At 71.8% G+C, this 20,784-nt stretch carries 21 protein-coding genes; 9 read left to right on the forward strand and 12 right to left on the reverse strand.

The window, feature by feature from the left end:
• Window positions 1–89 precede the first annotated feature (89 nt).
• Entirely contained in the window at window positions 90–1,103 is a 1,014-nt protein-coding gene (locus tag E1288_RS17085; protein ID WP_132486192.1) for an NADP-dependent oxidoreductase, read from the reverse strand.
• A gap of 104 nt (window positions 1,104–1,207) precedes the next feature.
• Here E1288_RS17085 and E1288_RS17090 point away from each other — a divergent pair, with 104 nt between their 5' ends.
• Window positions 1,208–1,852, forward strand: coding sequence for a TetR family transcriptional regulator (locus tag E1288_RS17090; protein ID WP_235883610.1), 645 nt, complete (start codon window positions 1,208–1,210; stop codon window positions 1,850–1,852).
• Window positions 1,853–1,862: 10 nt separating this feature from the next.
• On the opposite strand, the gene E1288_RS17095 is transcribed toward E1288_RS17090, so the two are convergent.
• Together E1288_RS17095 and E1288_RS17100 are read right to left on the reverse strand one after the other, a co-directional pair.
• On the reverse strand, window positions 1,863–3,248 hold the full coding sequence (locus E1288_RS17095; RefSeq protein ID WP_132486196.1) for an amidase: 1,386 nt from the start codon (window positions 3,246–3,248) through the stop codon (window positions 1,863–1,865).
• Window positions 3,249–3,457: 209 nt separating this feature from the next.
• Entirely contained in the window at window positions 3,458–4,456 is a 999-nt protein-coding gene (locus E1288_RS17100) for a pirin family protein (protein ID WP_132486198.1), read from the reverse strand.
• Window positions 4,457–4,530: 74 nt separating this feature from the next.
• Here E1288_RS17100 and E1288_RS17105 point away from each other — a divergent pair, with 74 nt between their 5' ends.
• Window positions 4,531–4,848, forward strand: a complete 318-nt coding sequence (locus E1288_RS17105) for a GNAT family N-acetyltransferase (protein WP_132486200.1) — start codon at window positions 4,531–4,533, stop codon at window positions 4,846–4,848.
• A gap of 97 nt (window positions 4,849–4,945) precedes the next feature.
• Window positions 4,946–5,932: an aldo/keto reductase gene (locus E1288_RS17110; RefSeq protein WP_132486202.1), complete on the forward strand. Its 987-nt coding sequence runs from the start codon at window positions 4,946–4,948 to the stop codon at window positions 5,930–5,932.
• Between the two features lie 4 nt (window positions 5,933–5,936).
• Here the strand turns inward: E1288_RS17110 and E1288_RS17115 are convergent, their stop codons facing one another.
• The 4 genes from E1288_RS17115 to E1288_RS17125 all read right to left on the reverse strand — a co-directional run bounded on the left by E1288_RS17115 (window position 5,937) and on the right by E1288_RS17125 (window position 9,002).
• Window positions 5,937–7,067, reverse strand: coding sequence for a VIT1/CCC1 transporter family protein (locus tag E1288_RS17115; protein ID WP_235883611.1), 1,131 nt, complete (start codon window positions 7,065–7,067; stop codon window positions 5,937–5,939).
• Between the two features lie 17 nt (window positions 7,068–7,084).
• Window positions 7,085–7,975, reverse strand: coding sequence for a nitroreductase family protein (locus E1288_RS17120; protein ID WP_207954394.1), 891 nt, complete (start codon window positions 7,973–7,975; stop codon window positions 7,085–7,087).
• A complete protein-coding gene (locus E1288_RS49835) occupies window positions 7,972–8,103 on the reverse strand; it encodes a hypothetical protein (RefSeq protein WP_268951841.1) in 132 nt (43 codons plus the stop codon). Before E1288_RS49835 ends, E1288_RS17120 begins: the two co-directional genes overlap by 4 nt.
• 119 nt (window positions 8,104–8,222) lie before the next feature.
• Complete coding sequence (locus E1288_RS17125; RefSeq protein WP_093267845.1) at window positions 8,223–9,002, reverse strand: enoyl-CoA hydratase-related protein; 780 nt, start codon at window positions 9,000–9,002, stop codon at window positions 8,223–8,225.
• A gap of 100 nt (window positions 9,003–9,102) precedes the next feature.
• Here E1288_RS17125 and E1288_RS17130 point away from each other — a divergent pair, with 100 nt between their 5' ends.
• From E1288_RS17130 to E1288_RS17140, 3 genes are all read left to right on the forward strand, one after another.
• The gene (locus E1288_RS17130) at window positions 9,103–9,918 is read left to right on the forward strand and encodes an IclR family transcriptional regulator (protein ID WP_132486204.1); all 816 of its coding nucleotides are present in this window, start codon (window positions 9,103–9,105) and stop codon (window positions 9,916–9,918) included.
• A gap of 104 nt (window positions 9,919–10,022) precedes the next feature.
• The gene (locus E1288_RS17135) at window positions 10,023–10,208 is read left to right on the forward strand and encodes a hypothetical protein (protein WP_132486206.1); all 186 of its coding nucleotides are present in this window, start codon (window positions 10,023–10,025) and stop codon (window positions 10,206–10,208) included.
• A 791-nt stretch (window positions 10,209–10,999) separates the two neighbouring features.
• Window positions 11,000–12,853, forward strand: a complete 1,854-nt coding sequence (locus E1288_RS17140; RefSeq protein ID WP_235883612.1) for an ABC transporter ATP-binding protein — start codon at window positions 11,000–11,002, stop codon at window positions 12,851–12,853.
• Here E1288_RS17140 and E1288_RS17145 read toward each other — a convergent pair.
• From E1288_RS17145 to E1288_RS17160, 4 genes are all read right to left on the reverse strand, one after another.
• Window positions 12,850–14,043, reverse strand: a complete 1,194-nt coding sequence (locus E1288_RS17145; protein WP_132486208.1) for an FAD-dependent monooxygenase — start codon at window positions 14,041–14,043, stop codon at window positions 12,850–12,852. The two genes, E1288_RS17140 and E1288_RS17145, sit on opposite strands and share 4 nt — an antisense overlap.
• A gap of 136 nt (window positions 14,044–14,179) precedes the next feature.
• Window positions 14,180–14,989, reverse strand: a complete 810-nt coding sequence (locus E1288_RS17150; RefSeq protein ID WP_132486210.1) for an ATP-binding cassette domain-containing protein — start codon at window positions 14,987–14,989, stop codon at window positions 14,180–14,182.
• Entirely contained in the window at window positions 14,989–15,978 is a 990-nt protein-coding gene (locus E1288_RS17155) for an ABC transporter permease (protein ID WP_132486212.1), read from the reverse strand. Before E1288_RS17155 ends, E1288_RS17150 begins: the two co-directional genes overlap by 1 nt.
• Window positions 15,975–16,982 (reverse strand): substrate-binding domain-containing protein, encoded by a 1,008-nt coding sequence (locus E1288_RS17160; protein ID WP_132486214.1) that lies wholly within the window; start codon window positions 16,980–16,982, stop codon window positions 15,975–15,977. Before E1288_RS17160 ends, E1288_RS17155 begins: the two co-directional genes overlap by 4 nt.
• 387 nt (window positions 16,983–17,369) lie before the next feature.
• Between E1288_RS17160 and E1288_RS17165 the strand changes: the two genes are divergently transcribed.
• The 3 genes from E1288_RS17165 to E1288_RS17175 are packed head-to-tail and all read left to right on the forward strand — an operon-like array spanning window position 17,370 to window position 20,077.
• Entirely contained in the window at window positions 17,370–18,260 is an 891-nt protein-coding gene (locus tag E1288_RS17165; protein WP_165968152.1) for a PfkB family carbohydrate kinase, read from the forward strand.
• 6 nt (window positions 18,261–18,266) lie between these two features.
• Window positions 18,267–19,427, forward strand: coding sequence for a sensor histidine kinase (locus E1288_RS17170; RefSeq protein WP_235883613.1), 1,161 nt, complete (start codon window positions 18,267–18,269; stop codon window positions 19,425–19,427).
• Window positions 19,424–20,077, forward strand: coding sequence for a response regulator (locus E1288_RS17175; protein ID WP_132486216.1), 654 nt, complete (start codon window positions 19,424–19,426; stop codon window positions 20,075–20,077). The genes E1288_RS17170 and E1288_RS17175 overlap by 4 nt, the downstream gene beginning before the upstream one ends.
• Here the strand turns inward: E1288_RS17175 and E1288_RS17180 are convergent.
• Window positions 20,074–20,643, reverse strand: coding sequence for a hypothetical protein (locus E1288_RS17180; protein WP_132486218.1), 570 nt, complete (start codon window positions 20,641–20,643; stop codon window positions 20,074–20,076). The genes E1288_RS17175 and E1288_RS17180 overlap by 4 nt on opposite strands.
• Between the last annotated feature and the right edge of the window lie 141 nt (window positions 20,644–20,784).

Genomic DNA, 20,784 nt, shown 5'->3' on the forward strand with positions numbered 1-20,784 from the left:
GGCATGCACGGGGCGGGGCCGCGAACGTCGTCCGGACCGTGGCCAGGACTCGTCGAGCCGCCGGTCATCGTCGGAGAAAGCCAGGAAACCTACCCGGCGTCTGAGATCTTGACCAGCATCTTGCCGGTGTTCTCGCCGCGCATCATGCCGAGGAAGGCCTCCGGGGCGTTGCGCAGGCCCTCGACGACCGTCTCCTGGTAGCTGATCTTGCCGTCGCGCAGCCAGCCGCCGACCTCGGCGAAGAACTGGTCCTTGCGGTGCGCGTGGTCGATGACGATGAAGCCCTGCAGCTTCAGGCGCTTGGAGACGATCTTGAACAGGTTGTTCGGGCCGGGCTTCGGCTCGGCGTTGTTGTACTGCGAGATCATGCCGCACTCCGCCACTCGGCCGAAGTCGTTGAGCACCTCGATGGCGGCCTCCAGGTGCTCGCCGCCGACGTTGTCGAAGTAGACGTCGATGCCGTCGGGCGCGGCGGCCTTGAGCTGCTCGACGACCGGGCCGTCGTGATAGTTGAACGCGGCGTCGAAGCCGAGTTCGTCGACGAGGTAGCGGACCTTCTCGGCCGACCCGGCGCTGCCGATCACCCGGGACGCGCCGCGCAGCTTGGCGATCTGCCCGGCCAGCGAGCCCACCGCCCCGGCGGCGCCGGAGATGAACACCACGTCGCCCTCCTTCTGCTCGGCGATGTCGGCGAGCCCGAGGTAGGCGGTCATGCCGGGCATCCCGAGCACGTACAGGTAGGCGCTCAACGGCGCGACCTGCGGGTCGACCTTCACGGCGTGCTTGGCGTCGAACGTCGCGTAGTCCCGCCAGCCGAAGTAGTGCAGCACGAAGTCGCCGGGCTGGAAGCCCTCGACGTTGGCGGCGACGACCTCGCCGACCGCGCCGCCCTGCAGCGCCTTGCCCACCTCGAAGGGCGGCACGTACGACCTACCCTCGTTCATCCGCCCCCGCATGGCCGGGTCGACGCTCATCCAGACGTTGCGGACCAGCAGCTCGCCGTCGCCCGGCTGCGGCTGCTCGACCTCGACGACGTCGAAGTTCTCCTGCGTCGGCCAGCCCTTCGGGCGGGACGCGAGGCGGATCTCCAGGCCCTTGCTCATCGTTGCTCCTCCATCGGTGCGGTCGACACCGACCATACATAAAGTGTCAGTCGCTGCCAATTGTCGCTACGTGACTTATGTCGTCCTCTGGCATAATGACGGGCATGAGTGCCCCGACCGACCAGGGTGGCCTGCGCGCCCGCAAGAAGCAGCGCACGCGGACCGCGCTGATCGACGCGGGCCTGGACCTGTTCCTCACGAAGGGCTACGACGCGACGACCATCGACGAGATCGCCGCCGAGGTGGAGATCTCGTCGCGCACGTTCTTCCGCTACTTCGCCGGCAAGGAGGACGTCGCGCTGGCCAAGGGCGACGAGTTCGACGAGCTGGTGCTCGAAGCCCTCACCGCCCGGCCCGCCGCCGAACCGCCGCTGCTCGCCCTGCGACACGCGGTGCTGGCGATGATCCACGAGGCCGCTGCGGGTGACGGCGTCCCCCGATTCCTCCAGGTCCAGCACCTGATCAACAAGACGCCGGCGCTGCTGGCCGGCAACCTGCGCCGCGCGGCAGGCAACGAAGAGCGGCTGACCACCGAGATCGCAGTGCGGCAGGCCGTCGACCAGGCCCACGACATGCGGCCCCGGGTGCTCGTCGGGATGGTCTGCGCGGGCCTGCGCATCGGCCTGGAGACGATGTGCGCCGACCCACGCCGCGACCTGGAGCGGCTGGTCGAGCTCGTCGAGGAGGCCATCGACCTGGCCACCGCCGGGATCCCGCAGCGCTGGGGCGACGACCCGCACACCTGGTGAACGCGCCGGCTCAGAGCCTCGGCCAGGGGCGCTGCGCGGGGCGGAGCTGCTCGTACGCCCTGGCCAGGGCAAGGGTGCCCAGGTCGTCGAAGCGCTTGCCCGCGATCTGCAGGCCGATCGGCAGGCCCTCCGGGGTCCAGCCGCAGTTGACCGACACCGCCGGCTGGCCGGACATGTTGTAGGGCAGCGTGAACGCGATGTGCTCCATCGCTCGCATCGGATCGCCCGTCGGGTAGGCCTGCTCCGCCGGGAAGGCCGGGATCGGTGCCACCGGGGACAGCACGTAGTCGAAGTCGCGGGCCACCCGGTTGGCCGCCACCGAGATCGCGTCCATCTGGCTGAAGCCGTGGAACACCTCGGCCGCCGAGACTTCCTCGGCGCTGGTCGCCCACTGCGCGATGCCGGGCAGGATCTTGGCGCGGCGTTCGGCGGGCAGCGCCGAGATGTCGGTGAACGACCGGAAGCGCCAGAACAGGTCCATGCCGTCGAGCATCTCGCGGGACAGGAACGGGTCGATGGGTTCCACCGCCGCCCCGGCGGAGGCGAACAGCTGCGCCGCGGCGGTCACGGCGGCGGTGACCGCGGGCTCGACCGGCAGCCCCACCCGGTGGTCGAGCAGCAGGGCGATGCGCAGGCCGCGCACGTCGCGGTCCAGCCGCGTCCAGTCGACGTCGGCCGGGGGAAGCGCCGTGTGGTCGCGCTCGTCCGGGGCCGACAGCACCGACGTCAGCAGCGCGGCGTCCGCGACCGTGCGGGTCAGCGGGCCGATGACCCGGCCGGGATACGGCGGCGAGACCGGGATGCGGCCGAAGCTGGGTTTGAGCCCGACCACCCCGCACCAGCCGGCGGGCAGCCGCACCGACCCGCCGATGTCGGTGCCGACGTGCAGCGGCCCGTAGCCCGCGGCGGCCGCCGCGCCCGCCCCGGCGCTGGAACCGCCGGGCGTTCGCGTCAGGTCCCACGGGTTGCGGGACAGGTGGTGGAAGCTCGACGCGCCAGAGGAGAGCATGCCGTAGTCGGGCATGGTGGTCTTGGCGAAGATCACCGCACCGCCCTCGCGCAGCCGTACGGGCGCGGGCGCGTCTTCGGTGGCCGGGATCAGCTCGGTGGCCGCGGTACCTTGCGGCACCGGCGTCCCCTTCGTGGCGATGTTCTCCTTGACCGTCACCGGCACCCCGTCCAGCGGCCCGGCCGGTTCGCCGGCGCGCCAGCGCCGTTCCGACGCCCGGGCCGCGGCCCGGGCACCTTCGGGATCCGGCGCGTAGAGGGCGCACAGCTTGGGCTCGCGGGAATCGACGCGCGCCAGCACCGCGTCGATGGCTTCGACCGGCGAGGCCTCGCCCGCCCGGTACGCCGCCACCAGATCCACGGCCGGGAGGTCGGCCAGCTCTGTCATGCCACGTCTCCTCGTTCGCGTCCGAAGCCCCGAGTCTCGGCCAGCGCGCAGCGCGAGGAAAGTTGGCAACGTGTCCACACCGGGGGCGCGAACCGTGCACAACGTCAGTTGACTCGCGCCGGCCGCCGCGGACCGAGGCCGGTCCACTGTGGATTCTGCCGGTCCGGCCGAAGTGGATGCCCGGCCGGGCCGGCGGTGAACTCCGCGGCTCAGCTCGGACGGCGCGTTCGGCCCCGGGCCCGCAGCTCGACGTTCGGCAGTTCCGGCGCGGGCAGCGCCGGGCCGCCGTAGCCGTGCACGACCCCGAACCGGCCGTCCGGGTCGGCGGCCACGCGGCCGTGCTCCCACTCCGCCCTGGCCTGGGCGACTTCGTCGTGCGAGCGCCCGACGAAGTTCCACCACATGACGATCTCCTCCTCGAACGGGACGCCGCCGAGCAGCATCGCCCGCGCCGGGCCGTCGCCCCGCACCGAGAGCTCGTCCCGGCCGCGCCCGAGGTAGAGCATGTTGCCGCGGGCCAGCGGCCGGTCGTCGACGGAGACGCCGTCGGAGACCGCCAGCACCGCGTGCTCGAACTCCGGCTCCACCGGTAGCCGCAGCGTGCGGCCCGCCGCGATCGACAGGTCCGCGCCGATCAGCGGCGTGTAGGTCCGCGCGGTCGACTCGGCGCCGGCGAGCGCGCCCATCAGCACCGTCACGGCACCGTCCGTCGTGGACAGCACCGGCAGGTCGGCGTGGTTCTCGAAGTGCGGGGCGACGTCGCGCCGGTCTCCGGGCAGCGCCACCCACAGCTGCACGCCGTGCAGGACCGGGCCGTGGCCGACCGGCGACTCCTCGGAGTGCGAGATGCCGAAACCGGCCGTCATCAGGTTGAGCTCGCCCGGCCGCACCAGCTGCTCGCTGCCCAGGCTGTCGCGGTGCAGCACCTCGCCGTCGAGCAGCCAGCTCACCGTCTGCAGACCGGTGTGCGGGTGCGGCGGCACCTGCATGCCCGGCGCCCCGGCGATGTCGGCAGGACCGTAGAAGTCGGCGAAGCACCAGGCGCCCACCATGCGCCGGTCGCGATTCGGCAGGGTCCGGCCCACCATCATCGCCCGCGGGCCGCCCAGCGGCACGGTGCGCGGTTCGAGGAGTTCGCATTCCCGCCCGGCGGCGGTCGCCACGCCGCCGCAGCGCAGTTCGGCCGGATCGTGTTCCACGTTGCTCACCCGGCCAGCCTCCCCCATCCCGGGCCGCGTGCACAATCGACGGGACCGATGCCGATCGCTCGTGGAGGCAGAACGTGACCAGTCCGACAAAGCCCGAGGTCGTGGACAACCCCGACGCCAAGCGGTTCGAGATCCGCGCCGACGGCGAGCTGGCCGGCTTCGCCGAGTACCGGCTGCGCCCCAAGTCCATCGCGTTCGTGCACACCGAGATCGACTCCCGGTTCGAGGGCCGCGGTCTGGGCAGCGCGCTCGTCCGCACGGCGCTGGACGACGTCCGGGAGCGGGGCCTAACCGTGCTGCCGTACTGCCCGTTCGTCCGCCGCTGGATCAGCACGCACCCGGACTACCAGGACCTCGTCCCCGCCGACAAGCGCGCCGAGTTCGAACTTTGACAGTCCTTTGTGGTCAGTCCGGATGGTGAACCGCTCCGCGCGGCGGGCCTAGGCTCGTGGCGGACCGGAAATCGAGACAACACCGATCGGAGCGCACGTGTCGCAACCGTCCCTGCCCCGCCGCGAACTGGGCCGCAACGGCCCGCTGGTGAGCGCCATCGGCTATGGCGCGATGGGCCTGTCCGGGGTCTACGGCGCCGCCGACGACGCCGAGTCGGCCCGGCTGCTCGACCAGCTGGTCGACCTCGGCATCAACTTCCTGGACACCGCCGACGTCTACGGCGAAGGGCACAACGAGGAGCTGATCAGCGGCCTGCTGGCGAAGCGCCGCGACGAGGTCGTGCTGGCCACCAAGTTCGGCTCGAACAAGGAGACCGGCGGCGGCCGCCCCGAGTACGTCCGCCAGGCGGTCGAGGCCAGCCTCACCCGCCTGGGCACGGACCGCATCGACCTCTACTACCTGCACCGGTTCGACCCGACCACGCCGATCGAGGACACCGTCGGGGCGCTGGCCGAGCTGGTGCAGGCGGGCAAGGTGCGGTACCTCGGCCTCTCCGAGATCAGCGCCGACACGCTGCGCCGCGCCCACTCGGTGCACCCGATCACCGCGGTGCAGCAGGAGTACTCGCTGTTCACCCGGGACCCGGAGGCCGAACTGCTGCCCGCGCTGCGCGATCTCGGTGTCGCGCTCGTCGCGTACTCGCCGCTGGGCCGGGGCGTGCTGACCGGCGCGTTCAGCGACATCTCGGACGTCGAGAACCTCGAAGTCCGCAAGAAGCGGTATCCGCGCTTCGAGGAGGAGAGCCTCCGCCACAACATCGAGCTGACCCGGCCGCTGCGCGAGCGCGCCGCGGACCTGGGGATCACCCCGGCGCAGCTCGCGCTGGCCTGGCTGCTCGCCCAGGGCGAGGACGTGGTGCCGATCCCGGGCAGCCGCCGGATCGAGCGAGTGGAGGCCAACATCCAAGCCGCCACGACGCGGTTGGACCCGGCGGTCGTGGCGGAGCTGTCCGCGAAGTTCCCGCCCGGCGCCGCCGCCGGCGAGCGCTACACGCCCGCCGGGATGGCCCGGCTGGACCGGTGACCGCTCACCCGACGGTCGCGCCGAAGACCAACCCGAGCAGGTAGGTCACCGCCGCTGCCCCCGCCCCGATGGCGAGCTGCCGCAGGGCGCGGGGCAGCGGCGCCGCACCGGAGAGCACGCCGACGGTCGCGCCGGTGAGCATCAGCGCGAGCCCCACCAGCACGGCGGCGACCAGGACGGCGAGGCCGCCGGAGAGGCCGAACGCGAACGGCAGCACCGGGACCAGCGCGCCGGAGGCGAAGAAGACGAAGCTGGAGATCGCCGCCTTCGTGCCGGTTCCGACGACCTCGTGGTCGTCGGCGACCTTGTCGGTCGGCGGCACCGCCGGTTTGGGATTGCGCAGCAGCGCGTCCGCGCGGCGCTGGGCCTCCTCGGCGGACATCCCCCGGGCCCGGTAGACCAGGGCCAGCTCGTTCGCGTCGACGTCGAGGTAGGGCACCACGCTGCGGGCTTCGGGATTCGGGGCCGCCGCGGCCAGCAGTTCCCGCTGGGAGCGCACCGAGATGTACTCGCCGGCCCCCATCGACAGCGCGCCGGCCAGCAGCCCCGCCAGGCCGGTGAGCAGCACCGTCGAGGTCGGCACGTTCCCGCCGATGACGCCCAGCACCAGCGCCAGGTTGCTGACCAGGCCGTCGTTGGCACCGAACACCGCCGCCCGGAAGGTGCCCGACACGCGGGCACGCCCGCGCGCGGCCAACGCCCGCACGACTTCTTCGTGGATCCGCTCGTCGGCGGCCATCGCCGGCGGCGCGTCGCGGTCGGAGCCGTACGGCGAGCGGCTTTCGGCGCGCTGCGCCAGGGCGAGCACGAACACCGACCCGAACCGCCGGGCCAGGAACACCAGCAGCCGCATCCGGAACTGGCCGCGCCGCACCGGCCCGACCTCGTCGCCGAGCAACGCCTCCCAATGGGCGGCGTGCCGTGCCTCTGCCTCGGCGAGGCCCAGCAGGATCTCCCGTTCCTCACCGGAGCGGCGGGCGGCCAGTTCCCGGTAGACCTCGGCCTCCTCGCGCTCGTCGGCGAGCCGTCGCCGCCACCGGCGCACCGACCGTGCATCGGCCTTGCCCGCTCGAGATCCGCTGTCCTGCACGCGCCACGCCTCCCAGCAGAGATCGCCGTGTTCCACTCGAAGCATAGGTCCACTGTGGATTTTCAGCGCCGGATGGGCAGCAGCTCCATCGAATCCGCGAGCACCCGGCGCGGCGTCGGCGGCGTCGGCGCCTCTGACGCCGGCCAGCCCAGCCGCAGCACCAGCTGGGGGTGGCCGGCCCCGCCGAGGACCGTCTCCCGGACCCGATCGCGCTCCTCGTCGACCTCGCCGAGGTGGTTCAGCGGGCAACCGACCAGGCCGTCGCGCGCCGCGGCCAGCAGGACCGCGCTCAGCGCCTCCCCCACCGCCAACCAGCTGTCGACGCCGTCGCCGCGGGTGGCCAGCACCGCGAACACCGCCTCATCGCCGAGCACCGGGAGCACCGGCTCGGGATCATCGAGCTCCGCGATCGCGCTCTGGTACGCGGCGGATTCCCGGAACCGCCCGGCCCGCCGCAACGACTCCAGCACGACCGAACGGTGCTCGGCGGCCCGCACCAGGACGCCGTGCTCCGTCTCGGCTGCGGCGCGCAGCTCTGTCAGCAGCTCGGAGGCGACGAGCTCCGACCGGAACGACCGCCGCTCGGTGCGCCGCTGCCCTGCCACGCCGGCGAGCGCGACCAGCTCCGGGGCCACGTGATCGCGCGGGCTGAACTGGATCGACGCCAGGTGTCCCGGCTGGGCCGGGTTCGGGAGCCGGTGCACCAGCGCCCGCCAGCCGAGCGCGGCGAACGCGATCCGCGCGTGGTGCAGCACGGCACCGCAGCTGATCACCTGCGCGCGCCCCGTCGGGTCGAGCACCTCGGGCAACCTGGACAGGTCCAGGAACAACTGCACCGATCGCTCGGCGAGCAGCCACCGCCACGGTTGGCAGTTGTGCGCGGAAGGCGCCCGGCACGCCAAGGACAGCGCCGAGCACACGGTGTCGTACGACGGTGCCGAGACGCGTGTCATCCCAGCGCCAGCAGCCGCCGGACGCGGCGCGGCAGGCGCGGCAACCACCCGTCGCCGAACCTGCGGCGCGCTCCTCGCGGACGCTTCCCGATGATCGAACCGAACACCACCACCACGACCTCACGCACTCCGGACGGGCCACCATCGTTCGCACGACCGGGCTGATCGGTCCAGAGCAGAAAGTCACGGCGGTGGTAGCTGCGTAGGTGGAAGCGGCTGGCGCCGCTTCAAATGCCAAAACAGCCCTTCAGTCGCCGAAGGCCGGGGGGCGCTTCTCCAGGAACGCCCGCATCCGCTCGCGCGCGTCCGCGGTCTGCGAGGTCGCCGCCATCACCTCGGTGGCGATCGCGTAGGCGTCGGCCTCCGGCCGGTCAAGCTGCGCGTAGATGGTCTGCTTGCCGACCGCCTTGGCGTGCCGGCTGCCGCGGGTGGCCCGGGCCAGCAGCGCCTCGACGGCCGCGTCCAGTTCCGCGTCGGGCACCACCTGGTTCACCAGGCCCCACCGCTCGGCGGTCGCGGCGTCGACCAGGTCGCCGGTCAGCGCCATCTCCATCAGCCGCTTCCGGCCGATGGATCGGGCCACTGGCACCGCCGGGGTGTGGCAGAACCAGCCGCCCTTGCCACCGGGCAGCGCGAACCCGGCCGACTCGGCGGCGACCGCCAGGTCGCAGGTCGCGACCAATTGGCAGCCGGCCGCGACCGCCGGGCCGTGCACCCGCGCGATCACCACCTGCGGGACCGCGTGGATGGTGCGCATCAGCGACTCGCACAGGCGCAGCAGCTCGCGCATCCCGGCCAGGTCCCGGTCGGCCATGTCGCCGAAGTCGTGCCCGGAGCTGAACACCGGACCCGCGCCCGCCAGCACGATGCCGGTCGCCTTCGTCTCGGCGGCCGCCTCGAAGGCCCGGCGCAGCTCGGCGAGGTGCCCCGCCGACAGCGAATTGCGGGTCTCGGGGCGGTTCATGGTGATCCGGACGGTCGCACCGTCCTGTTCGGTCAGCAGGTGCTGGTACTCCGGGTTGCTCATCGATGCTCCAGGGAACTCGACTCCGTCGTCGTTCTCCCGAGCCTCGCACAGCGAACACCGCCGCGGCACCCACCTGACGGGGCGGCCGCAGAATGGGTCCATGTCGGGTTTCGAGACGGACCGGCGCACGCCGCCGGGGTTGCCGCAAACCGCCGACCGCGCCCTGCAGGTGCTGCTGGCCTTCGACCGGGCGAGGCCGGAGTGGGGTGTCACCGAGGTCGCGACCGAGTTCGGCCTGCACACCTCGATCGCGCAGCGGCTGCTGGCGACGCTCGCGCACCGCGGTTTCCTGGTGCAGGACACCGCGAACCGCCGGTACCGGATCGGCCCGGCCGCGCTGCACCTCGGCCGGATGTGGGACCAGGCCGGCGCCCTCGACATCCTGGTGCGGCCGCTGCTCGCCGAGCTCGCCGAGGCGACCGGGCACAGCGCCCTGCTGGCGCTGCCGGACAGCGCGCACATGCGCTGCGTCGTGGTCGCGGAGGGCGCCGACGGCAGGCTGCGGGACTACCCGCTGACCAACGAGCTCTACCCGGCGCACGCCGGCGCCACGAGCAAGTCCTTCTACGCGTTCCTGCCCGACGAGCAGCGGTCGCGGATCTTCACCGACCGGCCGCTGGCCCGCTTCACCGACCGCACGGTGACCGACCTGGCCGAGCTGGAAGCGCAGTTCGCCGAGGTCCGGGCGAACGGCTGGGCCTACACGGTCGGCGAGTACGACTTCGGCGTGGCGACCCTCGCGGTGCCGGTCTTCCTGCGCGACGAGCCCTACGGGAGCGTGAGCGTCGGCTGGCTGTCCGAGCAGTACCGGCACGACCCCACCGAGTGGGTGGAGTTGCTGCGCGAAGTCAGCTCCCGCATCAGCCTCCGCCTGACCAGGCCGATCCCCCGGCGGCATCGGCGCGGCCGGTTGTGATCGGCGGTCGGATGTGATCGGCTTCCCCCACGCGGGTGAGAGGCGGCACGCGCGGGCCGGGTAGGGTCTCGTCGGCGCCGGGGGCCGGACAGGAGGCTGATCTCATGAATCGCAAGGCCGTGATCGTGATCGTGGTGCTCCTGGTCGTCGTCTGCGGCTCGCTGCTGGTGCGCGACCCGATCGGGGCGGCGGACGTGGTCCGGTCCGGGTTCGACATGCTCGTGTCGGCGATCAGCGCCATGGTCAACTCGCTGACCACCTTCCTCCAGCACCTCTTCGCCGGCAGCTGACCGGCCGGGCCCCGCGCGGCGGCCGACAATTCATTCACCAACTGTGCTGCCAGATACTTATCAACCCACCGGCATCCGCGTTGGGCGAAAACATCGCCATGATTCATTTCCGGCACCTGAAGAAGCGGACAGGACTATAAAAGGATCGCGACCAATACCCACTTGCCCAACACCGGAAACGGGCTTTGGAAAAAGCTAGGGACCAAATACCCGGATCCCTGCGGGCGCCGCAGAAGCCGCGCCGCAAAGACGAAAAAATCCGTCCGGTCAATGCGAAAGTCGGCTTGTCCTCCCCGGGGCGACCGCTTAGGGTGGGAACCGGTCACATCGAGGAAAGAGCCGGCCGAGGTCAGTGCCAATTGACATCGGCTACTGGGGAAGACCGACTCACCGGCGAAGTGGCCCGGCGCGGGGGAAAAGATTTCCGGCCGGTCCGCATGCCACAAAGCTCCCATCGGGCGTACGTTCGATCCAGGGCCCAGATCGAGCTGCCCGGATGGCATGCGGATGACTGGAATTCCCAAGCGCTGCGTGCAAGCGCGCGTCGGATCGCACGGTTCGGCACGCGACGTGCATCGATTCCGGAAATGGTGATGGGAATGCAGATCAAGGACTCGTTCAGGTTCGACCGGTTCCGCAGCAACTGGGGCTGGGGCGGAGGCCACGGCTGGGGTGGCTGGGGCTGCTAGTGACCCCTGACGTCCGCTGGACCGTTTCGTCATTGCGTAGCTCCCACCCCGCGGGGGTGGGAGCTACGCCCGTGCATGGGGGGTGAGGATTTGCCGGGCTTGGTGAACTGGCTGTTCCGGCCGGCCGACCGGGACACCGAAGGACTCGTCGAGCGCGCGCCGACGGTGCGGCTGCGAGAAGTCTTCCGCCGCTTCTGGCCGGATGCGCGGCAGTACCGCGGCTGGCTGCTGCTCAGCCTGGTGCTGGTGCTGGTGGCGCCGCTGCTGGACGCCGCCGCGATCTGGCTGTTCAAGGTACTCATCGACGACGTCCTCACCCCGCGCAACTTCTCCCTCTTCCCCGCCATCGCCGCGGCGTACGCGGTGATCACGCTGGTCTCCGGCGCGCTGGACTTCTGCGGGCAGTACCTGGCGACGTGGATCGGCGAGAACTTCCTGAACAAGTTGCGCACCAAGGTCTTCGCCCACCTGCACACGCTGTCGGTCGGCTTCTTCGACCGCAGGCGCATCGGCGACACGCTGTCCCGGCTCACCGGCGACGTGGCCGCCATCGAGAGCCTGGTGCTCTCCGGCGTCGCGCAGACCTTCGCCTCGGTGGTGAAGGTCCTGCTGTTCGCCGGCGTGCTGTTCTACCTGAACTGGCTGCTGGCCCTGGTGTCCCTGGTCGGGGCGCCGCTGTTCTGGGTCGTCGCCAAGTTCTTCGCGCGGCGGATCCGGGAGGCCTCCCGCGAGGTCCGCGGCCGCAGCGGCTCGATCGCCACCGTCGCCGAGGAGAGCCTCGGCAACGCGCCGCTGATCCAGGCCTACGGGCGGGAGCAGTCGGAGATCGACCGCTTCGCCAGGCAGAGCCGCGGCAACGTCGGCGCAGCGTTGTCGTCCGTGCGGGTCGGCGCACTGTTCTCCCCGCTCGTCGACGTGCTGGAGGTCATCGGTGTGATGGCGATCCTCGGCGTCGGCATCTACGAGCTGTCGGCCGACCGGATCACCCTCGGTGGTCTGCTGGTGTTCCTGGTCTACCTGTCCCAGCTCTACACCCCGGTCCGCAGCCTCGGCCAGCTGTCCAACACCGTCTTCGCCGCCGCCGCCAGCGCCGAGCGCATCATCGACCTGCTCGACCAGCGCCCGCTGGTGCAGAACCCGGCGCACCCGATCCCGCTGCCGCGGCGGGTCACCGGCCGCCTGGAGGTCGACCGTGTCACCTTCCGCTACCCCGACACCGCCGCCGACGTGCTGCACGGGGTGAGCTTCTGCGCCCTGCCCGGCCAGACCACCGCCGTGGTCGGCGCCAGCGGCGCGGGCAAGTCGACCCTCACCAAACTGCTGCTGCGGTTCTACGACCCCACCCACGGCCGGATCCTGCTGGACGGCACCGACGTGCGGGCCGTGGACATCACCGCGCTGCGCGCCAACATCGCGATCGTGCTGCAGGAAACGCTGCTGCTGGACGGCACCATCGCGGACAACATCCTGGCCGGGCGCCCGGACGCCAGCCGCGAACGGCTCGTCGAAGCGGCCGAAGCGGCCGACGCGCACGAGTTCATCCAGCTGCTGCCGGATGGCTACGACACCCGCGTCGGGCAGCGCGGCCGGCTGCTCTCCGGCGGCCAGCGGCAGCGCATCGCGATCGCCCGCGCGATGATCCGCGACGCCCCGATCCTGCTGCTGGACGAGCCCACCACGAGCCTGGACGCCGAAGCCTCGCGGCGGATCCTCGCGCCGCTACGGCGCCTGATGGCCGGCCGCACCACCATCGTGATCTCGCACAACCTGCTCACGGTGCGCGACGCCCAGCAGATCATCTACCTCGACCGGGGGACGATCACCGAGGTCGGCACCCACCACGAGCTGCTGGCCAACAACAACGGCTACGCCCACCTCTACCGGCTGCACCACCCGGAGACTCCGGCCGGGCCGGAAGCACCGGCCCGGCCGGACGGCCGACTGCCCAACAACTAGCGCCAGGACTCGCCGCGGCGCCGGGCGCGCAACCAGCGCTGTCCGACGCCGGCGAGTCGCTTCCCCTTGCGCACCAACAGGTTCTGGTTGATCAGGTGCTGCTGGTACCGCCACGGCGGCTGCACGCTGTGGCGGCCGGCCATCGCGAAGGTGAAGTCCACCGCGCCGCGGTCGGCGTAGCGGTCGAGGTTCTCGAACCACGCCATGCTGGTGCGCGCGGCGGTCTGCGCCAGGCGCAGCTGGGCGTGACCCTCCTCGTCGAACTCCTTCAACGCGGCGGTCGTGTCGCCGTGGTCGAACAGGTACTGCGCGAGCACGATCGCGTCCAGCATCGCCAACCGGGTCCCGGAGCCGATGGTGAAGTGCGTGGTGTGCGCGGCATCGCCGATCAGCACCATGTTCTCGTGCAGCCAGGTCTGGTTGTAGACCTGGGTGAACCGCTGCCACGCCGCGGGTTTCCCGCGGGACTGGCTGATCAGCGAGCCACCCCGCAGCTGGCCCGCGAAGATCCGCTCCAGCAGCCCGACGGTGTCCTCCGGACCCATCTGGTCCAGGCCCAGTCGTCGCCAGGTGGTGTCCTGGCATTCGACGATGAAGGTGCTGATGCCGGCGCTGGAGGGGTAGGCGTGGAACCAGATCCAGCCCTCGGGTGTTTCTTCGAAGTCGAAGGTGAACATGTCGAACACCCGGTCCGTGCCCAGCCAGATGTACGGGTTGCGGCCGTGGTCCACCTGGGTGCCGAACTCCCCGGCGTAGCGCTGCCGGGTGCGGCTGTTCGCCCCGTCGGCGACCACGATCAGGTCGGCGTCGGCGAACTCCGACAGATCATCCGCGGCGTGCTCGTACCGGACGTCCACGCCCAGCTGGGCCGCCCGCTCAGCGAGTATCTCCAGCAGCGGCGCGCGGTTCACGCTGTACCCGTATCCCCCGAGATATGCCTTGTCCCGGCCGCGCATAGCGACGACCTGCTCCTGCCACAGCGTCGAGGCGGCGCGGATCCGCTCCGCGCTCTCCCGGTCGTTGCGGTACAGGGTGTCCAGCAGGTTCTCCCAGTACACGACGCCCCAGCCGTAGGTGGCTCCCGGCGGGTCCCGTTCGATCACGGTGATGTCGTGCCCGGCGTCCCGCATTTTGGCCGAAATGGCGAAGTACAGACCGGCGGGGCCGGCTCCGATGCACACAATTCTCACAGCACGACCTCCTGCTAACAGGCGGGCAGCTGCGCAGGCGCACCGGGAGGCACGCCGTTGTCCGCGTGACGTCCTCGTTGTACACCGCAGCCGGGTTGGTCGCACCCGCACGCGGCGGCGGGGCACCCGCGCGCCGCTACTCCCCCAGGCCCGTGCGCACCGCGGACGAGACCTCCTCCAGGTCGCCGTCCTCCCGCAGCACCAGTGCTCCGGTGATCAGCCCCACCACCTGGCTCATGCTGTGCTCGCGGGGCGTCACCACGCCGACCCGGCGGCCGAGCCGGTGCACGTGGATCCGGTCCGCGATCTCGAAGACGTGCGGCATGTTGTGGCTGATCAGGACCACCGGCAGGCCGCGCTGCCGGATCCGGTCGATCAGCGCCAGCACCTTCCCCGACTCCGCCACGCCGAGCGCCGCCGTCGGCTCGTCCATGATCACCGCCTTGGTGCCGAAGGCGGCCGCCCGGGCCACCGCGACGCCCTGCCGCTGCCCGCCCGACAGAGTTTCCACCGGCTGCGCGATCGACTTCACCGCGATGCCCAGCTCGTCCAGCACGCGCTGCGCCTCGGCCCGCATCCAGCCCTGGTCGACCTTCCGGAACAGCTTCCCGAGCAGCCCCGGGTGCCGCTTCTCCCGCGCCAGGAACATGTTGGAGGCGATGTCCTGCGCCGGGGCCAGCGCCAGGTCCTGGTACACCGTCTCGATGCCGTAGCGGCGGGCGTCCAGCGGCCCGCGGAAGTGCACGACCTCGCCGTCCACCCTGATCTCGCCCGCGTCCGGGATCAGCGCCCCCGACAGCGCCTTGATCAGGCTCGACTTGCCCGCGCCGTTGTCGCCGACGACGGCCAGCACCTCGCCGGGCCGGACCTCGAAGTCCGCGCCGTCGATGGCGGTCACCCGGCCGTAGCGCTTGACCAGGCCGCGGGCGGAGAGCGTGGGCACCATCAGCCGTTCCTCCTCGTCACCCGGTCCACCACGACCGCCGCGATCACCAGGGCCCCGGTGGCGACGTCCTGGTAGAGCGCGTCGACGCCCAGCTGCGTCAGCCCGGAGCGCAGGACCGCGACGATCAGCGCCCCCATCAGCGTGCCCAGCACCGATCCCCGGCCGCCGAACAGGCTCGTGCCGCCGAGCACCACCGCGGTGATCGAGTCGAGGTTGCCCAGCTGGTAGGCGTTCGGGTCGGCGTTGGGCACCCGGCCGAGCGCCTGCCAGGCGGCCAGCCCGAAGATCACCCCGGCCGCCACGTACACCGACAGCAGCGTGCGGTTGACCTTGATCCCGGCGAGCCGGGCCGATTCCGGCGCGTTGCCGACGGCGTAGACGTGCTTGCCCCAGGCGGTACTGGTCAGCGCGTACCAGACCCCCAGGTACAGCAGCAGCGCCAGCGTCATGCCGTAGGTGATCTCGATGCCGCCGAAGAGGTAGCGGCGGGTGCCGAGCCAGGTCAGCAGCGCGTCGCCGGTCGGCACCGCCTCGCCATCGGCGACCAGCTTCGCGACCGCGGTGAGCATCGTGAGCATGCCCAGGGTGACGATGAACGGCGGCAGCCGCACCTGCGTCACCAGCGTTCCGACCACGGCGCCGATGGCCGCGGTGGCCGCGATTCCCAGCAGCAGTGCGACGAATCCGGGCGCGCCGCCCAGCGCCAGCTTGGCCATGATCAGGGTGGCCAGCACCGCGGCCGAGGCGTTGGCGAGGTCGATGCCGCCGGTGAGGATGATCAGCGTCTGGCCGAGCGCGAGGGTGGCGATCACCAGCGACTGCTGCACCACCAGCGACAGGTTGTCCGGGTTCAGAAACGTGTCGGTGAACACGGAGAACACCGCGATGGCGACGAGCAGCGCCAGCGCGGGCCCGACCGCGGGCGCGCGCAGCAGGAACTCCCGCACGCCCGGCCGCTCGCCGGTGTCCGGCGCTCGGAGCGTCGTCACTTGTCGCCCCAGCAGTTCTGCTCGCCCCAGGCGACCCTCTCGCTGCGCACGCCCGGCATCGGGTGGTCGGTGATCACCACGGAGCCGGTGTCGTGGAAGCCGCTGGGCTTCTGCTTCGTCTTGGCGTACTCCACCGCGGCGTCGACGCCCAGTTCCGCCATCTTGGCCGGGAACTGCATCACGGTCGCCCGGATCTGCCCGGCGGCCACGTTCGCTACGCCCTCGCAGCCGCCGTCGATCGACGCCATCACCACCGGCCCCGCCAGCCCGCGCGCCTGCAGAGCCGCATGCGCGCCGCGCGCCGTCGGCTCGTTCATCGTGTAGACGACGTTGATATCGCTGGTGCGGGCCAGCAGGTTCTCCGCACCCTGCTGGGCGAGGTTCTGGTCGCCGTTGGCGTTCTGGGTGCCGCGGATCTCCGGCGCGCCTTCGGGCAGGCCGATGCCCGCCAGGAATCCGTTGTGGCGGAGGGTGTTGACGGATGATCCGGCGGTGCCGTCGATCATCAGCAGCTTCGGCGACGTCGCGCCGAGCGCGGCCTTGGCGTAGGCGCCCTGCTGCCGCCCGGCCTCGAAGTTGTCGGTGGCGAAGGTCGCGTCGACGGCGTCGGCGGGTTCCGTCGCGGTGTCCAGGGCGATGACCAGGATGCCCGCCTGGCGGGCGCGGGCGATGGCGTCCAGCACGCCGGTCGAGGAGTTCGGCGTGATCAGGATCGTGTTCACGCCCTGCTGCACGAAGTTCTCGATCGCCCGCACTTGGCCGTCGTTGTCGCCGTCGAACTGCCCTGCCAGCGCGATGAATTCGGCGCCCCGCGCCTGCGCGGCGGCCTTCGCGGACTCGCGGAGCTGCACGAAGTACGGGTTGGTGTCGGTCTTGGTGATCAGGCCGATCTTGGCCGTGCCCGCCGGGCTCGCCGACCCGCCGCCCCATTCGCGTTCGGCCGAACACCCCGCCGCGGTCAGCGCCAGCAGTGCGGCCGCGATCGTCAGGCCCCGTTTGAACATGATGCCTCCACGTCGAGGGCGTGCGTTCAAAGCTCTTTCCGACCGATCAACAACGGCATCGTAGGAACGCGACCATGGCCGGACAAGTCTTTCCCCGGCGGCCACCGGATCGGCCCATTGAGGACGGAAGCGGTGCCCGATTCCTTACGGGTCATTTCGAAATGCGGCGTCAGCCGCATGCGGTGGGGGACTCAGCTTGCACCGCCGCGGGTTCTCAGGCTGTGCCCGCCCGAAGGGCTCCCGGCGAGGCCAGTCCCCGATGCCGCGTATTGGGCATACATAAGTCGGGGATCCCACAGGGAGGCGGCGTCTGTAATTCCCGCGGGGGGGCCGCCACCCGCACCGCCACGCAAGCCCATTGAAGAAATCACCTCATACACTGGCGGCATGGCTGCCCCACCGCGCGGCGTGTTCGTCGGCCTGACCACCCTGGACGTCGTGCACCACGTCGACGCGCGCCCGGCCGCCGACCAGAAGGCCACCGCGGCCGCCCAGTTCGTCGCGGCCGGTGGACCGGCGGCGAACGCGGCGGTGACGTTCGCCGGGTTGGGTGGCGAGGCGGTGCTGGTCACCGCGATCGGCCGCAGCCCGGTCGCGGCGGTCATCCGGGCCGATCTGGCGGCCTGTTCGGTCACCGTCGTCGACGCGGCCGAGGACCGGACCGCGGACGCCCCGGTGTCCGCCGTCGCGGTCACCCGAGGCACCGGCGAGCGCTCGGTCGTCGGCATCGACACCACCGCGCTGCAGGTGCACCGGGCGCCGGACCTGGCCGAACTCGTCGGGTCGGCTGACATCGTCCTGCTCGACGGCCACCACCCGGTGCTCGCCGAAGCGGCTGCCGACGCGGCATCGGCTCCGATCGTGGTGGACGCCGGGCGCTGGAAGCCGGCCATGCGGCCGCTGCTGCCACGCGCGGAGGCGGTCATCGCCTCCGCCGACTTCCGGGTGCCGGGCGCCCCGACCACCGATGCGACGGCCCGAGCCCTCGTCGGTCAGGGCGTGCCGACCGTGATCACCACCCACGGCGGCGGCCCCGTGCGCTGGTGGCACGACGGCGATCACGGCGCGGTGCCGCCACCGCGCATCCAGGCGGTCGACACGCTCGGCGCGGGCGACGTCTTCCACGGCGCCTACTGCTTCTTCGCCTGCGACCCAGGATCGGGCATCCCCGCCAGGATCGAACGCTCCGCAGCGGTCGCCGCGCTGAAGTGCGAGACTCCCGGGCCTCGGGCATGGCTACAACGCCTCCCCGAGCTCCTGCTACGTCGGGAGGAGTAGGCGGAGGTGCGCTCCTGGGACGACCCGCGCGGCTCGGACATCGCGGAAACTGCGAGCATGCGCGGGATGAAATCGCTGATCGGGGACGCGGTCCTCGCTGTCCTGGTCACGTTGGTCGGCATCGTCGGCACGCTCGGCGCCGACCGCTGGACCGCGGCCGCGCACCGGCCGGTCGACGCCATCGGCGTGGGTCTGGTGGCCGCCACCGGGCTGGTCTTGGTGCTGCGGCGGCGCCAGCCGGTCGCGACGCTGCTCGTCGCCGCCGCGCTCACCTCGACCTACCTGGTGCTGGGCTACACCTACGGCCCGATCCTGCTGGCGCTGCTGATCGCCGTCTACTCGGCCGCCAGGCACCGCCCGCCGGCGGCCTCGGTGCCGACCGCTTTCGCCGCCCTGCTCATGCTGCTGGTCCACATCTTCACCAGCGGCGGGACGCTGCCCGGCCTGTTCGGCGTGATCCCGGGTTCGGCGTGGGTCGTGGTGCCGTTCGCGGTGGGGCTCGCGGTCCGGCTGCAGCGCGAGGCGGCGGCCCGGGCCAGGGCCGAGACGCTGCGCCAGCGCGTCGACGACGAGCGGCTGCGGATCGCGCAGGAGGTGCACGACGTCGTGGGCCACGGGCTGGCCGCGATCAAGATGCAGGCCGATGTCGCGCTGCACGTGCTGCCGAAGAAGCCGGAGCAGGCCGAAGTCGCGCTGGAGGCGATCAGCCGCACGAGCAGCGACGCGCTGGAGGAGCTGCGCGCGACCCTGGCCGTGGTGCGCCGAACCGCCACGCAGGGTCCGGCGCCGGGCCTGGCCAGGCTCGACGACCTGCGGAAGCGGATGCGCGAGGCCGGCGTCCAGGTCCAGCTCACCACCACCGGCGAGCCGCGCGACCTGCCCGCCCCCGTCGACCTGACCGGCTACCGGATCCTGCAGGAGTCGCTGACCAACGTGCTGCGCCACAGCGGCGACAAGCGCGCGTCGGTCACGCTCGACTACGCGGCCGACGCGCTGGTCATCACGGTCACCAACCCGCTCACCGGCTCCCCGGGCGACGGCGGCGGGCTCGGCGTTCCCGGCATGCGGCAGCGGGTCGCGGCGCTGGGCGGCGAGTTCACCGCGGGTCCCACCGGCGACGGCCGGTTCGAAGTGCACGCCCGCCTGCCCACCGAAGGACATCCATGATCACCGTGCTGATCGTCGACGACCAGGACCTGGTCCGCATCGGACTGCGCACCCTCCTCGACAACGAGGACGACCTGACCTGCGTCGGCGAGGCCGCGGACGGGCTGGCGGCGGTGGCCGCGGCGCGCGAGCACCGGCCGGACGTGGTCCTGATGGACGTGCGGATGGCCGGCGTCGACGGGCTGGAGGCGACCCGGCGGATCACCGCGGACCCGGAGCTGCCGGACACCAAGGTGATCGTGCTGACCACCTTCGAGGTCGACGAGTACGTCTTCGCCGCGCTGCGCGGCGGGGCCAGCGGGTTCCTGCTGAAGGACACCAAGCCGGTCGACCTGCTCCGGGCGATCCGGCTGGTGGCCGGCGGTGAGGCGCTGCTGGCGCCGTCGGCGACGCGGAAGCTGGTCCGGGAGTTCGTGTCGATGGCACCGCGGTCGAGCCGCCCGCACCCGCAGCTGCACACGCTCACCGAGCGGGAGCGCGAGGTGCTCGGCCTCGTCGCGGAGGGCCTGAACAACGAGGAGATCGCGGAGCGCCTGGTGGTCAGCCCGGCGACGGCCCGAACGCACGTCAGCCGGGCGATGATCAAGCTGGGCGCGCGCGATCGCGCCCAGCTCGTCGTCTTCGCCTACCAGTCCGGCCTCGCCGACTAGCGCGCCCCCACCTCCTGCCGCACCGGCGGTCGCGCTGCGGGCCTCCGCGTTCTGCCCCACGGCTTGTAGACGGACAGCACCGTCGCCGCCACCAGCATGATCAGGTGGGCGACCGGCAAGGCGAGCAGGAGTCCGGCCGACCACGGCTGGGCGTCGAAGAACGTGCCCCCGTCCCGCCATTCCAGGGCCGGTACGGCGCGCCGCACGTAGCGGTCTTCCAGCTGCACCGCGGTCACGATCACCGCGACGGTCAGCACCAGCTTCGTCACCACCCAGTAGTGCCGCAGCAGGCCCCACCTGGTGCCCAGCGAGAGCACCACGCCGGACAGCAGCGTGGCGATCGCCAGCGGCGGGAACGCCACGTCGACCGCGTCCACCGCCAGGTACAGGCTCTGCGCGCGGGGCGGAGCACCGGTCAGCACGGCGGCCAGGCCGAGCACCAGCTTGGCCGCCGTGACCCCCAGCCACGCGGCCGCGACGACGAGGTGCACCGTGCTCCACAACTTGTAGGCGCGCGGCGAAAGCCGGCGCGCGCCGCGCTTGGTCGATGCCGGCCGGTTCGACACGATCGCCTCCCGTTGATCCTGCGGCGCCCAGGCGGTCCGGGCGCCGCGCAACCAACTCTGGCCGGGCTCCCCCGCCGGCACATCGGGCCGCAATCGACTCCTGCCGTACGCCCGTCTGCGTACCCGGTCTGAAACCTGGAA

Origin of the sequence: Saccharopolyspora elongata, assembly GCF_004348985.1 — a bacterium.
GTDB lineage: Bacteria > Actinomycetota > Actinomycetes > Mycobacteriales > Pseudonocardiaceae > Saccharopolyspora > Saccharopolyspora elongata.

Excerpts from the sequence above, each read along its gene's own strand:
- E1288_RS17085 (WP_132486192.1), bottom strand. The coding sequence starts at position 1,103 with ATGAGCAAGGGCCTGGAGATCCGCCTCGCGTCCCGCCCGAAGGGCTGG.
- E1288_RS17090 (WP_235883610.1), top strand. The coding sequence starts at position 1,208 with ATGAGTGCCCCGACCGACCAGGGTGGCCTGCGCGCCCGCAAGAAGCAG.
- E1288_RS17095 (WP_132486196.1), bottom strand. The coding sequence starts at position 3,248 with ATGACAGAGCTGGCCGACCTCCCGGCCGTGGATCTGGTGGCGGCGTAC.
- E1288_RS17115 (WP_235883611.1), bottom strand. The coding sequence starts at position 7,067 with ATGCTTCGAGTGGAACACGGCGATCTCTGCTGGGAGGCGTGGCGCGTG.
- E1288_RS17120 (WP_207954394.1), bottom strand. The coding sequence starts at position 7,975 with ATGACACGCGTCTCGGCACCGTCGTACGACACCGTGTGCTCGGCGCTG.
- E1288_RS17125 (WP_093267845.1), bottom strand. The coding sequence starts at position 9,002 with ATGAGCAACCCGGAGTACCAGCACCTGCTGACCGAACAGGACGGTGCG.
- E1288_RS17130 (WP_132486204.1), top strand. The coding sequence starts at position 9,103 with ATGTCGGGTTTCGAGACGGACCGGCGCACGCCGCCGGGGTTGCCGCAA.
- E1288_RS17135 (WP_132486206.1), top strand. The coding sequence starts at position 10,023 with ATGAATCGCAAGGCCGTGATCGTGATCGTGGTGCTCCTGGTCGTCGTC.
- E1288_RS17150 (WP_132486210.1), bottom strand. The coding sequence starts at position 14,989 with ATGGTGCCCACGCTCTCCGCCCGCGGCCTGGTCAAGCGCTACGGCCGG.
- E1288_RS17160 (WP_132486214.1), bottom strand. The coding sequence starts at position 16,982 with ATGTTCAAACGGGGCCTGACGATCGCGGCCGCACTGCTGGCGCTGACC.
- E1288_RS17165 (WP_165968152.1), top strand. The coding sequence starts at position 17,370 with ATGGCTGCCCCACCGCGCGGCGTGTTCGTCGGCCTGACCACCCTGGAC.
- E1288_RS17175 (WP_132486216.1), top strand. The coding sequence starts at position 19,424 with ATGATCACCGTGCTGATCGTCGACGACCAGGACCTGGTCCGCATCGGA.